Source organism: Mesorhizobium sp. C264A, from assembly GCF_040324515.1.
Taxonomy (GTDB): domain Bacteria; phylum Pseudomonadota; class Alphaproteobacteria; order Rhizobiales; family Rhizobiaceae; genus Mesorhizobium.
In genome coordinates this window covers 88,573-103,821 of the sequence record NZ_JAMYVY010000002.1, presented here as the reverse complement: position 1 = coordinate 103,821, position 15,249 = coordinate 88,573, and the positions used below count along the sequence as shown (strand labels likewise).

Annotated in this window: 9 protein-coding genes and 4 pseudogenes; 10 read left to right on the top strand and 3 right to left on the bottom strand. The window is 59.0% G+C overall.

The window, feature by feature from the left end; all coding sequences use genetic code 11:
• Positions 1-350 precede the first annotated feature (350 nt).
• Complete coding sequence (locus tag NKL04_RS19620; protein ID WP_023702744.1) at positions 351-521, bottom strand: Y4oE-related protein; 171 nt, start codon at positions 519-521, stop codon at positions 351-353.
• A gap of 1,257 nt (positions 522-1,778) precedes the next feature.
• Here NKL04_RS19620 and NKL04_RS19610 point away from each other — a divergent pair.
• The 5 genes and pseudogenes from NKL04_RS19610 (at position 1,779) to NKL04_RS19590 (ending at position 6,448) form a co-directional block, all read left to right on the top strand.
• Positions 1,779-2,054 carry a carbamoyltransferase C-terminal domain-containing protein gene (locus NKL04_RS19610; RefSeq protein ID WP_348529221.1) on the top strand — a complete coding sequence of 92 codons (276 nt, stop codon included), beginning with the start codon at positions 1,779-1,781 and terminating at the stop codon, positions 2,052-2,054.
• A gap of 13 nt (positions 2,055-2,067) precedes the next feature.
• Positions 2,068-2,178: pseudogene (locus NKL04_RS19605) on the top strand (IS110 family RNA-guided transposase); the annotation flags it as partial.
• 583 nt (positions 2,179-2,761) lie between these two features.
• Positions 2,762-4,099, top strand: a complete 1,338-nt coding sequence (glyA, locus tag NKL04_RS19600) for a serine hydroxymethyltransferase (RefSeq protein WP_023702741.1) — start codon at positions 2,762-2,764, stop codon at positions 4,097-4,099.
• Positions 4,100-4,152: 53 nt separating this feature from the next.
• A pseudogene (metK, locus tag NKL04_RS19595) lies at positions 4,153-5,350 on the top strand (methionine adenosyltransferase).
• Between the two features lie 105 nt (positions 5,351-5,455).
• Positions 5,456-6,448, top strand: a complete 993-nt coding sequence (locus NKL04_RS19590; RefSeq protein WP_023702737.1) for an adenosine kinase — start codon at positions 5,456-5,458, stop codon at positions 6,446-6,448.
• A 192-nt stretch (positions 6,449-6,640) separates the two neighbouring features.
• On the opposite strand, the gene NKL04_RS19585 is transcribed toward NKL04_RS19590, so the two are convergent.
• The gene (locus tag NKL04_RS19585) at positions 6,641-6,769 is read right to left on the bottom strand and encodes a hypothetical protein (RefSeq protein WP_280938725.1); all 129 of its coding nucleotides are present in this window, start codon (positions 6,767-6,769) and stop codon (positions 6,641-6,643) included.
• A gap of 220 nt (positions 6,770-6,989) precedes the next feature.
• On the opposite strand from NKL04_RS19585, the gene NKL04_RS19580 reads away from it, so the two are divergent.
• The 3 genes and pseudogenes from NKL04_RS19580 to NKL04_RS19570 all read left to right on the top strand — a co-directional run bounded on the left by NKL04_RS19580 (position 6,990) and on the right by NKL04_RS19570 (position 10,639).
• Positions 6,990-7,289 carry a Y4lK-related protein gene (locus NKL04_RS19580; RefSeq protein WP_023702735.1) on the top strand — a complete coding sequence of 100 codons (300 nt, stop codon included), beginning with the start codon at positions 6,990-6,992 and terminating at the stop codon, positions 7,287-7,289.
• A 570-nt stretch (positions 7,290-7,859) separates the two neighbouring features.
• Positions 7,860-9,014: an IS110 family RNA-guided transposase gene (locus NKL04_RS19575; protein ID WP_031209826.1), complete on the top strand. Its 1,155-nt coding sequence runs from the start codon at positions 7,860-7,862 to the stop codon at positions 9,012-9,014.
• Positions 9,015-9,306: 292 nt separating this feature from the next.
• Positions 9,307-10,639: pseudogene (locus NKL04_RS19570) on the top strand (ISNCY family transposase).
• A gap of 437 nt (positions 10,640-11,076) precedes the next feature.
• On the opposite strand, the gene NKL04_RS19565 reads toward NKL04_RS19570, so the two are convergent.
• A complete protein-coding gene (locus NKL04_RS19565; protein ID WP_023702732.1) occupies positions 11,077-11,877 on the bottom strand; it encodes a CmcI family methyltransferase in 801 nt (266 codons plus the stop codon).
• Positions 11,878-13,023: 1,146 nt separating this feature from the next.
• On the opposite strand from NKL04_RS19565, the gene NKL04_RS19560 reads away from it, so the two are divergent.
• Positions 13,024-13,593 carry an SET domain-containing protein-lysine N-methyltransferase gene (locus NKL04_RS19560; protein ID WP_084568616.1) on the top strand — a complete coding sequence of 190 codons (570 nt, stop codon included), beginning with the start codon at positions 13,024-13,026 and terminating at the stop codon, positions 13,591-13,593.
• Positions 13,594-13,707: 114 nt separating this feature from the next.
• Positions 13,708-14,821: pseudogene (locus tag NKL04_RS19555) on the top strand (IS110 family RNA-guided transposase).
• The last annotated feature ends 428 nt before the right edge of the window (positions 14,822-15,249 follow it).

The following is a 15,249-nucleotide window of genomic DNA, read 5'->3' as shown; positions in this document are numbered from 1 at the left end:
TGTTGCAGGGTTATGACGGGAAATGTGTCGATGAGAATAATCGGTTTCTCGTTCGCCGCGAAGTTGTCGGGGCCGGTTGCTCACTTTTTTCGAGAAGCGCCCACGAAGCAGACACGCGCCCCCTAATCGCTCATCGCTCTGGGGACAGGCTGCTATTCCAACGAGGCACCTGATGGTGACCGTTGTGCTGATGCAATTTGCCGTTATCTGCATCTAGATAACACTCCCCATAATGCATCCACGGCAGATTGCGAACCTCAACGGTGCGCAAGACTGTTCGGATCCGGCGTTGGCGGAATCATCATCAAATCACCCGGAGGCGCCTTCAGTCCGACAGCGTCGTCCGTAGACTAAGCCCACCCGACATGATCCTTTTTTGAAAGTTTCAGAAACAGATTGACCCAGAATCGGTATTCCGGATCGTCCGGGTTGCCAGACGCTTCGAAGGCGCAATAAGCGACCGACGTCACAAGGTCCTTGCCATGCTTTTCGGTCGCTGCTTCTATCGCCTCGTCGTCCATTAATCCCTGCCATCCCTCAACCACGCTGCTGCAATTTCCCATATCGATACCCTCGATCTGCTCGACAAATAAATACCCGATCTAGCCCTGCTCAACAATTTTGCGCGATGTCGATCATAGGACAGCGGCTGCATTTCCAAATGCGCCGAGGCGGCGTCAATATCCATTTCAGAGGATCCTGTTCGCCAGACAAGCTCCATCTTCGCCGGATCCAGGGGCTCGACGGAACCCAACCCGGCCCCCCAGGGTAGGCTCGGCACCATGACCCACGGTTAGAAGCGGAATAGCACGACCACGCTGTTTACCGCTCGCAACGTGCAGCACCGTTATCGGCAAGAACATTGACTGGCACCGCCAATCAGGACATCACCGGCATCAACGCCGATGTGCCGACCGGGGCTGCCATCAGCGCTTCACCTTCCAATTCACACCGACCTCGTGCTTGTGGCTCAACGCGGTCGAGGGCTTCGTCGCAAAACGTCGAAGCGTCGCTCTATCGAGGCGCCCTCCACTCGTCCGCGACCTCCAGGCGGCAATCAACCGCTTCCGCCAATAGCATCACCAGCAACCGAAACCATTCTTGCTAACCAACTAGCCATAAGATTGACTTGTCCGCCATATAATCAGATGGTTTACAAGTATAAAGGAAATTCTTGTTAATTCAATTTTATCTTTGTTACGAGATATTTCAATATCATTTAACGCGCGTGTCGCCCGAGATGCCATATCGACAAATGACCTGATATACGGCCGGTATGCTCTGACGGGCCGCGAGAACTATCTCGATAGTCATGGCTTCGCCGAAACCTGGCAACGCGGCAGCAAGCCGATGACAATGCGTTCTGACCTCGCTTCACTTCACGCCATGCCCGATGCATTTCGTCAGCAGGCTTCCATATCCGAGCCGCTGAACGAACCTCAGCCCGGGCCTGAGGCCCGCTCACGCTTGCCGGACGTATCAGGACCCTCACGAACAAGCCGCGATTTCTCTTCTTCCCGGCGGTGAAAGGCATGCTCGTGGAGCAAGAGCCGTGCATGCGGGCCAGCAGATGGACCCGCCACATATATTGACGCACCATGGTCGGCTTCCTGTGGCAAGAGGTCGGCGGCACTTTCCCGCGATAGGTTGGGTGGAGTCGTATCTGGTACCAGCGATTGTCGGCATAGACGAAGAATAGGCATTGACCTTCATGCTCGGCATCTCGCCAGCAACTCAATCAGCCCTCTGGGGCGCAAATTCACCAAGCCCTCAATGCCATGCCGATGGTATGGGAGCTTTCGCATCCAAAGCCATCAGGTGCTGGGTCTCGATGGCCCCAAGCGCAGAAAGTTCTCGTGAAAGCCGTCACGCGTGTCGATGGAACAGCACGGGCCCAGACAGTTTCTCGGGAGCAGAACCCGCGCCTCTTTCAGCTGCTTACCTCGTTCAAGGCGAAAAGCGGGCTGGGGGTGCCTTGTAACACATCGCTGAACTTCAATGGCACCGGCTTCATCAATCGCGTAAGCTTTCGCAATTCCCAGGGCTTGACGTGACGAAATGCTCCTGGCGATGAACCTCGCCAAGCGGCGCAGCCAGCAGAAAGCCATCGTTGCGCTCACCCGCCGGCTGGCGGTGACCATGCATCGCATCTGGAGCGACGGCACACAGTTCCGCTAAACCAGGACGCAAATCTGCCGGTCGCCCAATCGCGTGCAGCGTTGCAACAGATCCTTCAAAGAACTTCACAGACTCTTAGCAACTCCAGACCACTGGGAGTGGTAAGCAACAACGCAATTGGCTCGAACCTGTGGCATCTGCGGAGACGCCAAATGACAAAGTCAGTAGGACGGGTATCCAGCCGTTCCATATGGACTGACCAATGACGACACTGGTCAGTCGCCTAAGGACTGCAGCACATTTTGATCGCCTTCGAATCCTGGGTCTTTGCGCCCATGCGGACCTAACTGTCAGCGAGCTAGCGGAGATTCTGGGTCTACGTCGCGAGCGGGTTGTGCGACACGTCCGGCTGCTTGCAAGAGCCGACTTTCTTTGCTGCAACAAACAACGTCCGTGGCACTCGTACCATCTCAAAGCAGGCAAGGACGGGGGGCTGGTACAATTGTTGGTCGATCTTCTGCCCCACAGCGATGGCCATCATGAACGGGACCTACAACGGCTCGAAGCGATACGAGACGTGCGGTCGAAGGGACCGCGTGCCTGATCGTGAAACAAATCAATCCAATCGGAGCGCGAAGCTACCATGGACAACACCGCCGACGGCGCCATCGCGCACCCCGACACCTCCGCATGGTCTCCCTTGGCCGCGGTTGATCGCCGCGTTCACGAACTGCTTCTAAGACAGGAGCGGCAGGAGCGGACGACGCTCAAACTCATCGCTTCTGAGAACTTCGCCTCCTCGGCCGTGCTGGAAGCGACCGGTTCGATTTTCACGAACAAATACGCCGAGGGGTACCCAGGTGCGCGCTACTACGCGGGAAACCAGATCGTCGATGAGCTTGAGACCCTCGCCATTGAGCGCTTGAACACGTTATTCGGCAGCGAACACGCCAACGTCCAGCCTTATTCCGGCTCGCCGGCCAATCAAGCTGTCTATCGAGCGCTTCTAAGCCCCGGTGACAAGGTGATGGGTTTGCCAATTCCGGAAGGGGGCCATCTCACCCATGGTTGGGCCATCAATTTTTCCGGAACGGACTACAAGCGAGTCCCCTATGGGCTGCACGAGGAGACGCAGCAAATTGACTACGACCGTTTGCGCGAAACAGCAAAGCGCGAACAGCCTCGGCTCATTTGGGTTGGCGGTACTGCTTATCCCCGTATCTTTGACTACGCGCTGATGGCAGAAATCGCTCTGGAGACGAACTCCTATCTCGTGGCCGACATCGCGCACATCAGTGGCCTGATTGTCGCAGGAGCGCACCCGAATCCCGTGCGACATTGCGACGTCGTCACCAGCACCTCTCACAAGTCGATCCGCGGTCCCCGCGGTGGCTTCATTTTGTCGAGGAACGAAGATCGCTATCAGGCCCTGTACCATCCAAAGAGCAAATACAACCTCGCCAGACGGATAGATCGCGCGGTCTTCCCTCAACTGCAAGGAGGGCCTCATATGAATGTTATCGCCGCGCTAGCTGTCGCTTTGCAGGAAGCCGCAAACGCGGCCTTCCGTAGCTACGGTCACCAGACTGTCAAGAATGCCAAGGCTCTGGCCCAGGCGCTTCTTGAGCGAGGTTATGACCTGGTTACCGGGGGAACTGACAATCACATGCTGATCCTCGATCTGCGTGATCGACCGCTATCGGGCAAGGCCTATGCCGAGCGATTGGCAAAGGCAGGCATCATTACGAACTTCAATATGGTGCCGGGCGACACGAGGGACCCGGCAGTCACTAGCGGAATTCGCTTGGGCACCCCAGCAGTGACGTCCATGGGCATGCGCGAGGGGGAAATGCTGCAGATCGCCGCTTTCATTGACTTGGTCTGCCGCCAGCCCAACGATCCGGATGTTCATGCCTGCGTGCGAAGGGACGTTGCCGACTTCTGCGCAGCGTTCGAGGTCCCGGGCATCACCGACAGGTAAGGCGGGCCAATCAAGATGCTCCATACAACTCCACAACCGAAGCGAGGTATTCCATGGCTAGGCAGTTCGTGTTCTCTTCCGAATCCGTCGGCGCGGGACACCCGGATAAGATGGCCGACAACATCTCGGATGCCATCCTCGATGCGATCCTGCGCACCGATCCGAAGGCGCGCGTCGCTTGTGAAGCGCTGGTGAAGACATGTGAAGCCCTGGTGAAGACAGGGACGGTCGTTCTGGCTGGCGAGATAACCAGCGATGCACGGATCGACTACAGCCAAGTTGCCCGCGATACGATCCTCGATATTGGATACAATGATGAGGCTGTCGGCTTTGACGGCCGGCGTTGCGCCGTCGTTCTGGCCATCACCGAGCAATCGCCCGATATTAGCCAGGGCGTTGACGAGGGTCGGGGGCAGGATCTCGAACAGGGAGCCGGGGATCAGGGCCTCATGTTCGGCTACGCATGCCGCGAGACCGATACTCTGATGCCTTTGCCGATCCAACTCGCTCACTGCCTGACGAAAAGACAGGCGGATGTGCGGAATGCCGGAGAGCTTAGCTGGTTGCGTCCCGATATGAAATCCCAAGTCTCCGTGCGCTATGAGGGCTTTGCGCCCCGTCGCACTGGACACCATCGTCGTGTCGACACAACACGATGAGCAGGTCTCGCAAGAGACGGTCCGCGAGGGCGTGATTGAGGAAATCATAAAGCCTGTCCTACCGACCCACCTGGACACGGAAGGCATCCGAATTCTGGTCAATCCAACGGGGCGGTTCATAGTCGGTGGGCCGCGCGGCGACTGCGGCCTCACTGGACGCAAGATCATCGTCGATTCCTACGGCGGGATGGGGCGTCACGGCGGCGGCGCCTTTTCGGGCAAGGATCCATCCAAGGTCGACCGCTCGGCGGCCTATGCGGCCCGGTATGTCGCGAAGAATATCGTCGCTGCCGGACTTGCGGACGTCTGCGAGGTGCAGCTTGCTTACGCGATTGGCGTGGCCAGTCCGGTTTCTGTTATGGTCAACACTTTAGGGACGGCGAGGGTTGCGGAAAGTAAGATCGAGCGCCTCATTCTTGAGATGTTCGACCTTAGACCGAAGGGCATTATCAAGATGCTCGATCTCTTACGCCCGATATACCGCAAGACGGCGACATACGGCCATTTCGGCCGTGAAGAGCCTGAGTTCACCTGGGAGAGGACAGACAGAGCCGACGACTTGCGTCGCGAGGCAGGACTCGCAGCTGCGTGAGAGGCCGCGCCGAATGGATTGGCAAGCGGAAAGATCAGGCCAACTCGCCAGCTCAGCACCCGGCCGGCGTGGCAGAAGGTCGGCGAGTTCATCGCGGAGACATTGATGCCGGATTATGACGTGCTTTGCATCGGCAATGCCATTGTCGACATCATCGCCCAGTGCGACGAGGAATTCCTCGAGACCAACGGCATCATCAAGGGCGCGATGAACCTCATCGACACCCGGCGCGCCGAACTGCTCTACAGCCGCATGGGCCCGGCGATCGAGGCGTCCGGCGGCAGCGCTGGCAACACGGCGGCCGGCGTCGCCAGCTTCGGCGGCCGTGCCGCCTTCTTCGGCAAGGTCTCCAACGATGCGCTCGGCGAAATCTATGCCCACGACATCCATGCGCAGGGCGTTGCCTTCGACACCAGGCCGCTCATGGGCGAGCCGCCGACCGCGCGCTCGATGATCTTCGTCACGCCCGACGGCGAGCGCTCGATGAACACCTATCTCGGCGCCTGCGTCGAACTCGGACCGGAAGATGTTGAGGCAGACAAGGCGTCGGGTGCCGCGGTCACCTATTTCGAGGGCTATCTGTGGGACCCGCCACGCGCCAAGGAGGCGATCCGGCAGGCGGCGAAGCTGGCGCATGCGGCGGGACGCGAAGTGTCGATGACCCTGTCGGATTCGTTCTGCGTCGACCGCTACCGTGACGAGTTCCTCGAGCTGATGCGCTCCGGCACGGTCGATATCGTCTTTGCCAACAGCCACGAGATCAAGTCGCTCTACCAGACATCGTCATTCGATGACGCGCTGGCGCGGATCCGCAAGGATTGCAGAATAGCCGCAGTGACGCGGTCGGAAAAAGGTTCGGTGATCGTGCGCGGCGACGAGACCGTGGTGATCAAGGCGACGGCGATCCAGGAACTGGTCGACACGACGGGCGCCGGCGACCTCTATGCCGCCGGTTTCCTGCATGGCTACACGACCGGACGCAGCCTGAAGGATTGCGGCGACCTCGGCTCACTGGCGGCCGGACTGGTGATCCAGCAGATCGGCCCAAGGCCTCGGCAGAATTTGCGTCGCGAGGCCGAGCAGGCAGGGTTGCTTTAGGTAGACATTTCCAGGACTAGGTCAGCGTTGCCATGGTTCGAATCATATCAGGCAGTTTCGGCGAGCTTGTAGGATTAGGTGTGGACGAGATTCAAGCCATCGATGTCGGCGATGATGCGCGTTTTGAGTTCGTGCTTTGACGCCAGGTGTATGTGAGGCAGGACGGAGCGGGCCGCAAGGTTTGCAAGGGTGTCATCGCGTTCGGACGATTTCCGCGTCGCGCAACGCATCGCCGGCGTCGAGGGCAGCGGCGAGGTGCAGTACCGGATCGTCGTCAACGCCAAGGCTGGCAGCCAGTCCGCCCTTTGCCCACACACTCATTGTCTTCTGGGTTCCAGAGCCAAAAGAGCGCGTGCGGCTCGAGCGACTGGCGAGGAAAAAGGAATGGGCGGCTCGGATTGACTCACTCCGACTGCCTGAGCCGCCGGCTCTTTCGCTGCGTCCAACCTATGCAAGTGCACACAGGTAGCGAAGTGCGTGCAGGTTCGAGCACAATGAGAGTCGGCAATTTCCACACCGACCACTAACGGAGATATCTGCGATGACCGGCAACATTCGACTAATGAAGGCCAGCGAAATCCCTGCATTCGTAGACAAGGTGATCGAGGCTGGCTGCGATATCTGCGCGATCGGTCACTTAGGCTATTCGCTAGGCGACGTTGACGGGAAGGCACCCTGGCGCAAGGTAAAAAGAATCGTGGAAGAGTTTGGCGATCGTGATCACCTGCTACCGGAGATCGTTGCCCACCTTCGCTCGATCGGTCGGTACATAGAACCCGAGTCGCCGACGAACGAGGGCCGGAGAACGCACCAAACAGGCACTCGAAGTTGGAACGCATAAAGGACCGATCGGCTACGATTGTCGAATCCGGCTCCCGAAGATGCTGGACTTCGGGACCGGCTCGACGCCAACGAACTGACAGCGGCCACCGGGGAGGGGGTCCCGGCTGGATTCGAATTGATCCCTTCGCGTTTTAGGAAGAGGGCAAGCACCACGAGACCGAGGCTCAAGCCCAACTCTCTTGATCCAAGGCCCTATGACGATCCCGGCCGACTGCCTCGCTGTCCACTCCTGCATCTCCGCCTTCGTCGCCCAACCGACGACGCGCCTGGAGAACAGGTCGACGACGGCCGCAACGCCGCAACCGAGCTAGACTAGTTTCCATCCATAAACGCCAACATATTGATATTATTGCGTGAATCGGCACTTTGCGCAGGAAAGGCCCGGCGGTTTCAGGTACACTTTGGTCTCATGCCACTGATTCCAAAGCATAATCTGCAACCGCCGGAGCCGACAATGCGCCAAGAACGCACCGTCCAAGCCAGATCCTATGAGGAGGGTGGATAGCGACCTGCGCTGTGGCAAGGTGCGGTTGCTTAAACACAATCACCTTACCCCTTGGAGAAGCGCATGCCCGTTGCAGCTCACCGACCGAAAGCGCCGACCGCTATCCGCACCGATCTTGGCGCAATTTTCGTCTCATTGGAATTGAGCCGCTCGAAATGGCTGATCACCTCGCTGTCGCCAGGCGGCGGGGAGAAGATGTCGAAACATATGGTGGCGGCCGGCGACGTCGCCGACATGCTGGCGCGCTTTGCCGAAAAGGCAGAGGCTCGGACTGGGCTGTGCTTTCCGATCATCGCAATCCAGGAGGCCGGGCTCGACGGCTTCTGGATCCATCGCGTGCTGCAGGCCGAAGAAATCGAAAGCCACGTCGTCGATCCGGCATCGATTGCAACCTCGCGCCGGCGGCGCCGGGCAAAGACCGACAAGATCGACGGCGAGGCGCTGGTCCGGGCGTTGCTGGCCTACAAGCGAGGCGAGCCGCGGGTGTGTGCGATGCTCCGGGTGCCTACGTCCGAAGAAGAGGACCGTCGCCGCATCACGCGTGAGCGCAAGGCCTTGACCAACGAGCGCGTGCGACACGTCAATCGCGTCAAAGGCCTGCTGTTCGCCCAGGGCGTGTCCGGCTACGAGCCGCTGCGCCGCGACCGGCGGAAGAGATTGGAGGCGCTCAAGACCGGCGACGGCCGACCCTTGCCGGCCCATCTGCAGGCGCAGGTCGGCCGGGAACTCGACAGGCTCGAACTGCTGCTCGAGCAGATCAAGGCGGTCGAGACCGAGCGCGATGCCATGCTCGCGGCCACGCAGGTTGTCTCGCCGGCACCGGCGATGCTGCTCGACCTGAAGGGCATCGGGCCGGAGTTTGCCGCTGTCCTGTGGTCGGAGGGGCTGTCGCGTCACTTCGACAACCGGCGACAGGTCGCCGCCTATGCGGGCCTCGCGCCGTCACCCTGGCAGAGCGGCTCGGTCGATCACGACCAGGGGATATCGAAAGCCGGCAATCCAAGGCTGCGAACGACGCTGATCCAGACGGCTTGGCTCTGGCTTCGCCATCAACCGCGATCGGCGCTCACCTTGTGGTTCCAGGACCGGGTCAAACACAACGGCGGCCGCCTCAAGAAGGCGACGATTGTGGCGCTCGCTCGCAAGCTGCTCGTCGCGCTGTGGAAATACGTCAGCGCCGGCGTCGTCATCGAGGGTGCAGTCATGAAGACCGCCTGATGCGTTAGCCGAACTGAATTCTGCAAATCTTCCGGGACCCGATCAGTCCTGGCGGATCCAGGTGGACGAACCGGGAATATGCATGGCCCTGAAATGGCCGTAAGCTAGAATGGTCTTGTCCTCCTGAGCCCTTGCCCGCCGCAAGCGGGATGTTGGTGCCGCTGTCTTGAACAGCGACCGTATATAAGTTGGATCTGGCTTGGCAACGAGCCGCGTCTTGCAATCGGGCTCAGACCGTGGATGCCGCAACAGCCGACGGAAAGCAAAAATGTCACCCTGACGACAGTTCCGCATTGACGCTCCTCATATAAGTATATTCGATCTTTTTGCCACGCACGAGATCGGCCACGAACTGAAGGCGATGTCGCAGTGGCTGGACGAGCACCACGAATCTGCTTGGCTTGGTGGCGCGAGACTTGGTTCGGTGCAGCGTCAGGGCCACCGGACGGCAAGGCCTACCTGCCGAAGCGGTCTTGCGCTGCGCGCTCCTCAAGCAATACCGGCAGTTGACCTATCAGGAGCTGGCCTTCCATCTGGAGGACTCCGCTTCGTTCCGGGCCTTTGCGCGGCTGCCGTGGTCATGGAGCCCGCAGAAGTCGGTGCTGCAAAAGACGATCAGCGCGATCCGGCCTGAGACCTGGGAACAGATCAATCGGGCGCTGCTGTCGAATGCCCGGCGGGCAAAACTGGAAGACGGCACTGTCGTGCGCCTGGACAGCACTGTGACTTCAGCACTCATGCACGAACCGAGCGACAGCAGTCTGCTGTGGGACGCCGTCCGGATCATGGTGCGCCTGTTGAAGCAGGCTGATGCCTTGGTCGGTAGCGCCGACCTGGCATGGCGCGATCATTGCCGCGCGGCCAAAAAGCGCGCCCGCAAGATCCAGTTCACACGTGGTCGACCCAATCGTGTCCAACTCTACCGTGAACTGATTGCGATCACCCGCGCGACCTTGGCCTATCTGCGGCAGGCAGCGGCGCAATTGGCCGTGGCGAGCAACCCACTCGTCGAACTCTGGCAAGCCCAACTCTGTCACTATCGGCCGCTGATCGAACGCATCATCACACAGAGTGAGCGGCGGGTGTTGGCCGGCGAGTTGGTGCCGGCCAGCGACAAGCTGGTCAGCCTGTTCGAGCCCCATGCCGATATCATCGTCAAAGGCAGCCGCGACACCGAATACGGCCACAAGCTCAACCTGACCACCGGCAGGAGCGGCATGATCCTCGATCTGGTGATCGAGGCGGGCAATCCGCGCGACAGCGATCGATTGCTGCCGATGCTGGAACGCCACATCGCCTTCTATGGTCACGCGCCGCGGCAGGCGGCGGCCGATGGCGGCTTTGCCAGTCGCGACAACCTGGCTACAGCCAAGACCTTGGGCGTTCGCGACATGGCATTCCACAAGAAAGCCGGCCTCAGGATCGAGGACATGGTTAGAAGCAATTGGGTCTACCGCAAGCTGCGCAACTTCCGCGCCGGCATCGAGGCCGACATCTCATGCCTCAAGCGCGCTTATGGCTTGGCGCACTGCACCTGGCGCGGCCTTGATCACTTCAAGAGCTACGTCTGGTCCTCGATCGTGGCCTACAATCTCGTCGTCCTCACGCGCCTCAAGCCGACCTGAATGCCGCCGCTATTGGAATTGCGTCGCACCGGCTAGAGCCGGCCTCGTGGCGTGCGCGTGATCGCGCCCACAACCTTTCTGCTCGATCGCCCAGCGCCCTTGATCCTGTCCATGACGCGCAAAGGCATTCCAGGTAAGGACAAGTGATTGTAAACAAACCAGAATACGTGCGTTTATGGATGGAAACTAGACTAGAGCCATCCTTCGGCCGTCCAGATGTAGGTGAAGTCTGCTATTCCATTTCTGGTTCGGCGGCTGAGGGAGCATCCCAACTCGATGGACGCTTTCGTCCCGGCCGCCCGTGACGGATCTACCCGATCGACACGCAGAAGCGGAGGCACGGGCAGTGTTCGGCAGTTGCCTCCCCGGTGCTCCCTATTAGAGCTGGCGCTTCCTGCGTTTTTGCGAGCCTAAGGGAGCTCTATGTCAAGGTCGCGCTATGACTTTCGAAGCCAAGCATTTGGAGCACAAGTGACATTGATCCCGAACGCATCGGTGTAGTACGTATCAACCAAGAAGCCGGAGTCATCTATCATCTGAAATCCATCGATAACCTCCTTGTTTACTGCAGCTGGGTTGTCTTCAATTATATAGTAGTCACCTGGTGCCATAAATTTATTTAAGTACTTAAATACGGAAAATATTTGTACGTGTGCGTCGTCGACAACAAGCCAAGGGTGAGGGAATCTAGCCAACAAATTTTCGTCAAAGTTGGCGGCATCAGAAAGATCGATTTTATGAAAGGTGAGTAGCGGATGCTTTTTTGCGTTTTCATGGACACAATTAATGTGTAAATCAAATGAGTGTACTTCGCCAGGATCATCGCACAGAGTCGACATATTATCAGCAAACCAAAGTCCGCTGCCGCCCTGGTATGAACCGAGCTCAATAATTGTCCTCGGCTGAAGTTCCCAAATTAGCCGTGGATAGAGAGCGAGGTCGAAAGGAGTCTTGAGAAGTATTAGTCCCTTATAAGTTTTGGCCAACGCTCCAACTCTTGTGGAGCGCTTGTCACCAGTCCACGGGAAGAGAGAAGACATCCATGTTCGGTCGGATGGCTTCGCAAAGCGGCCAGAATCATCACCATTCAGGACGTTGCTAATAGTGTCAAACATTCCCGGCCAGTCAGGAATGATCTCTCGCCACCCCTGATCAAGAAGTCCGTCGGGCTTCATCTGATCGGGGTAATTCTCGTGGGCGGCATCCCAAAAAGCCTTGTACCCGGACGCGAGTTTCATAGGTCTATCTCCATGTTGCATCTGCCTCTCTGTCAGTGCAATCGGCGTGCCACTCGCGGACACCGTTGCGCTCGCTTAAACGAGAGCGAAAATCTGCCTATGCCTACTGGAATGTTCGCGCCTTTGTCGGGTTCGGGACATCATCGACGACTCCCCAGATCAACATTCGCTCCGCCGCGTCGCTGACGGATGACGCCAACTTCATCCAGAGTCGATTTTCCGGGCTGTAGCCGTAGGAGTCTGAAAGAAAGAGGACATCCAAATCCGGCTCCGAAACGCGCCTGGTCCGTCGGCTGCAGCGGTTGCTGGATTAGCTGTCAGCAGCGCCGGGCAAGCCGGCGCCGGTCAGGCTGACGGCGGCCAGGCTCGAATGAATCAGCACCCCGCACAAGGTCAGCACGTTGGGGGTGCCCAGCCTCGTAACCCCTCGCGTTGATGGTCGCCCCGTCCCTGCAGCGACCTTTGCCATTGAGCGATATGCTCAGGGCTGCAGCTAGATCACCGCGAACGTAGATCTGAAGCACGTCCTCCGGCGTGCACGTGTGCGGCCGCGTGGCAAGTTTGATCTCCGCATTGGGGAGGAATTGGCAGCCACCACGTAGGCCAAGACAGCGTACCCGCACGCGCAGCGGCACCTATATCGTGACAGTCTCGTCAAATCCCGATCTCAAATGCACCGACCGGGGGTGCGCCTGCCCGCCCATTCGTCACAGAGGGCACGCAGCGCCGCCAGCTGCTGCTCGCTGCGTCGCAGGGTGGCCCATCGGCGGCACTCGATGAAAAGGCGGCCTCTGCGACTCGCGGGCGGAATACCCGACGCAGACAGCATAGCCGACTCCGATGCACCTCCGACATTTCTGTCGAGTTTGTCGGGTTCGCCTCACTGTTTTGGCCCTTTTCATGTGATGTGTCGAGCGAAATAGCTGAACATCAATGAGAAGACTCTTGCTTCAGCTCGTGTCAGCTGAATGGGCACGAATCTTGAATGTCCTTCGTTGCCGAACCGGTATCTCTAGCCGCCATTGACATGGCAGGCGCTAGAAGGACCGAGAAACCTGCTCCAAGAAAAAGGATCTCTTTCTGCAGGCCAGAAATATCCGGAAAGCCTTAGCTTATCTAACCTTCATACACCAAAGGACCACTGCTATGTCGAACAAGAGAAGAAGGAAACCTTATTCTATATTGAATGACGACGCCGGATGCGCACGAGTAATCAATGCAAGAAACGTAAATATCAGAGATGCAGGAAAAGACAAAGGTCGCGGTGTATTTTCTTCCCGACATTTCTTGCCAGGAGAGGTGGTTATGATCGGCTTGATCGATAAATTTGAAGACGAGAGAACGATATATACAATACAGATCGACTGGAATATCCATGCCACATTCGAGGAACCCGCTGTACTCTCGAACCATTCTTGTAATCCAAATCTAGCGATCGTGCCTAATCGATTTGGAGCCTACGATTTTATTGCTATTCACGAAATCTCTCGTGAGATCGAACTGACCTGGGACTACGCTACCACTGAATTCGATTCGATTGCGGTACAAGTATGTCTTTGTTCATCGAAAAATTGCCGAGGTGCAGCTGGGGGGTTCTCCACGTTGCCTCCTGATCATCCGTTGCTCTCGGCGGGGTATTACGCCCCCTATCTCCAGCGAAACGCTGGACGGTTTCCGAGGGGGATAGGAATGTTTGCAAGCTTGGTTGGCTCCTAGACGTTATGACCGTGGTCTGAGCGGCGGCCCGCCCTTAGTCTTTGCAGCTGTTAAGCAAACGGGGGTTGCTCGGGGAGTGCCCGAGCCGAGCCCCAAGCGAAGAAAGGACGGGCCATGAAGCAAGATAGCGTTTTTTACGTCGGTGTCGACGTGTCGAAGGCGAAGCACGCCATTGCGGTTGCCGAGGGTGGCCGCAATGGGGAGGTCCGGTATTTCGGCGAGATCGAAGCGAGGCCGGCGGCGGTCGAGCGCTTCGTACGCAAGCTGGAGAAAAAGCATCCTCGCCTGCATTTCTGTTACGAAGCCGGCCCGACCGGCTACGGGCTCTACCGGCAGATCGTCGAGCTCGGTCAGCGCTGCGATGTCGTTGCGCCCTCGCTGATCCCCAAGCGCCCGGGCGAGCGCGTCAAGACGAACCGGCGCGATGCGGTCAGTCTGGCGCGGCTGCTGCGGGCCGGAGAATTGAAGGGAATCTGGGTTCCAGACGCGGTGCATGAAGCGGTGCGCGATCTAGTTGCGGGTGCGCTCCGCGGCGAGCGAGGACCTGCGCAAGAAGCGCCAGCACCTTCTGTCGTTCCTGCTGCGCCATGGCCGGGTCTTTACCGGACGCAAGAACTGGACCCGGAGCCATGCCCGCTGGCTGGCGGCGCAAAAGTTCGACCGTCCGGCCCAGCAGATCGTGTTCCAGGACCAGGTCGACGTGGTCACCGATGCACAGGACCGGCTGGAGCGGCTGGATGCGCAACTGGCCGAGCTGGTGCCGAGCTGGTCGATGGCGCCGGTGGTGATGGCCTATCAGGCGCTGCGTGGTGTGTCCTTCATCGTCGCCGTCACTTTCGTCAGCGAAGTCGGCGATGTCCGCCGCTTCGACACTCCGCGGCAGCTGATGGCCTTTCTCGGCCTGGTGCCCTCGGAGCGCTCGACCGGTGACACGGTAAAGCGCGGCGGCCTGACGTTGGCCGGCAATCGCCGCGCCCGCCGCGTCCTGATCGAAGGCGCCTGGGCCTACCGCTATCCCGCCAGGGTGACAGAGCCTATTCGCGTCAGGCTCGAGGGTCTGCCGAAGGCGGTGCGCGAGATCGCCTGGAGGGCGCAGACGCGGCTTTGCGCCCGCTACCGGCGCCTGATGGCTGCGGGCAAGAACAAACCCATCGTCGTTGCGGCGATCGCGCGCGAGATGGCGGCGTTCCTGTGGGCCATCGGCCACCAGGTCGAACCGGTGCGTTGAGATGCAGTGCCCTTCTTCATCGAAGATCAGGATTCCGACAAGCGCGCCCCCGGCGCGGGCGCCGCCGGATTGAAGGCTCTGCCCGCGCCGGATCTCCCGGCGGAAAAACCGGGCAGCACGGTGACGGGATGTGGCCACGGTGGGGAACTCCCGTCCTAACTATGTGGCTGGGCATCAGCCCAACGCCCGATACTAGACAGGGATAGCCCAGGACGGATTACGGAAGTGCGGTAACCAACCCGCGGATAAGAGCTGGATCAACCGTCGTCTCAAGGCCCCATCCCGTCTCCGTGCTGCCCTCATCAATGGCAAGCAAACCTGTGGCAAAAGGCATAGGGCGAAAAAGGTCATCCATCATTCTTGACCACGGTCATAAGAGCTATAGTGCGTCCTGTGACCGATAGATCGATTGTGATGTGACGGCTGCG

What these genes read in the sequence shown, in the direction of transcription:
- NKL04_RS19620 (WP_023702744.1), bottom strand. Translation starts at nt 521, where the DNA reads ATGGACGACGAGGCGATAGAAGCAGCGACCGAAAAGCATGGCAAGGAC.
- NKL04_RS19610 (WP_348529221.1), top strand. Translation starts at nt 1,779, where the DNA reads ATGCCGATGGTATGGGAGCTTTCGCATCCAAAGCCATCAGGTGCTGGG.
- glyA (WP_023702741.1), top strand. Translation starts at nt 2,762, where the DNA reads ATGGACAACACCGCCGACGGCGCCATCGCGCACCCCGACACCTCCGCA.
- NKL04_RS19590 (WP_023702737.1), top strand. Translation starts at nt 5,456, where the DNA reads ATGCCGGATTATGACGTGCTTTGCATCGGCAATGCCATTGTCGACATC.
- NKL04_RS19585 (WP_280938725.1), bottom strand. Translation starts at nt 6,769, where the DNA reads ATGAGTGTGTGGGCAAAGGGCGGACTGGCTGCCAGCCTTGGCGTTGAC.
- NKL04_RS19580 (WP_023702735.1), top strand. Translation starts at nt 6,990, where the DNA reads ATGACCGGCAACATTCGACTAATGAAGGCCAGCGAAATCCCTGCATTC.
- NKL04_RS19575 (WP_031209826.1), top strand. Translation starts at nt 7,860, where the DNA reads ATGCCCGTTGCAGCTCACCGACCGAAAGCGCCGACCGCTATCCGCACC.
- NKL04_RS19565 (WP_023702732.1), bottom strand. Translation starts at nt 11,877, where the DNA reads ATGAAACTCGCGTCCGGGTACAAGGCTTTTTGGGATGCCGCCCACGAG.
- NKL04_RS19560 (WP_084568616.1), top strand. Translation starts at nt 13,024, where the DNA reads ATGTCGAACAAGAGAAGAAGGAAACCTTATTCTATATTGAATGACGAC.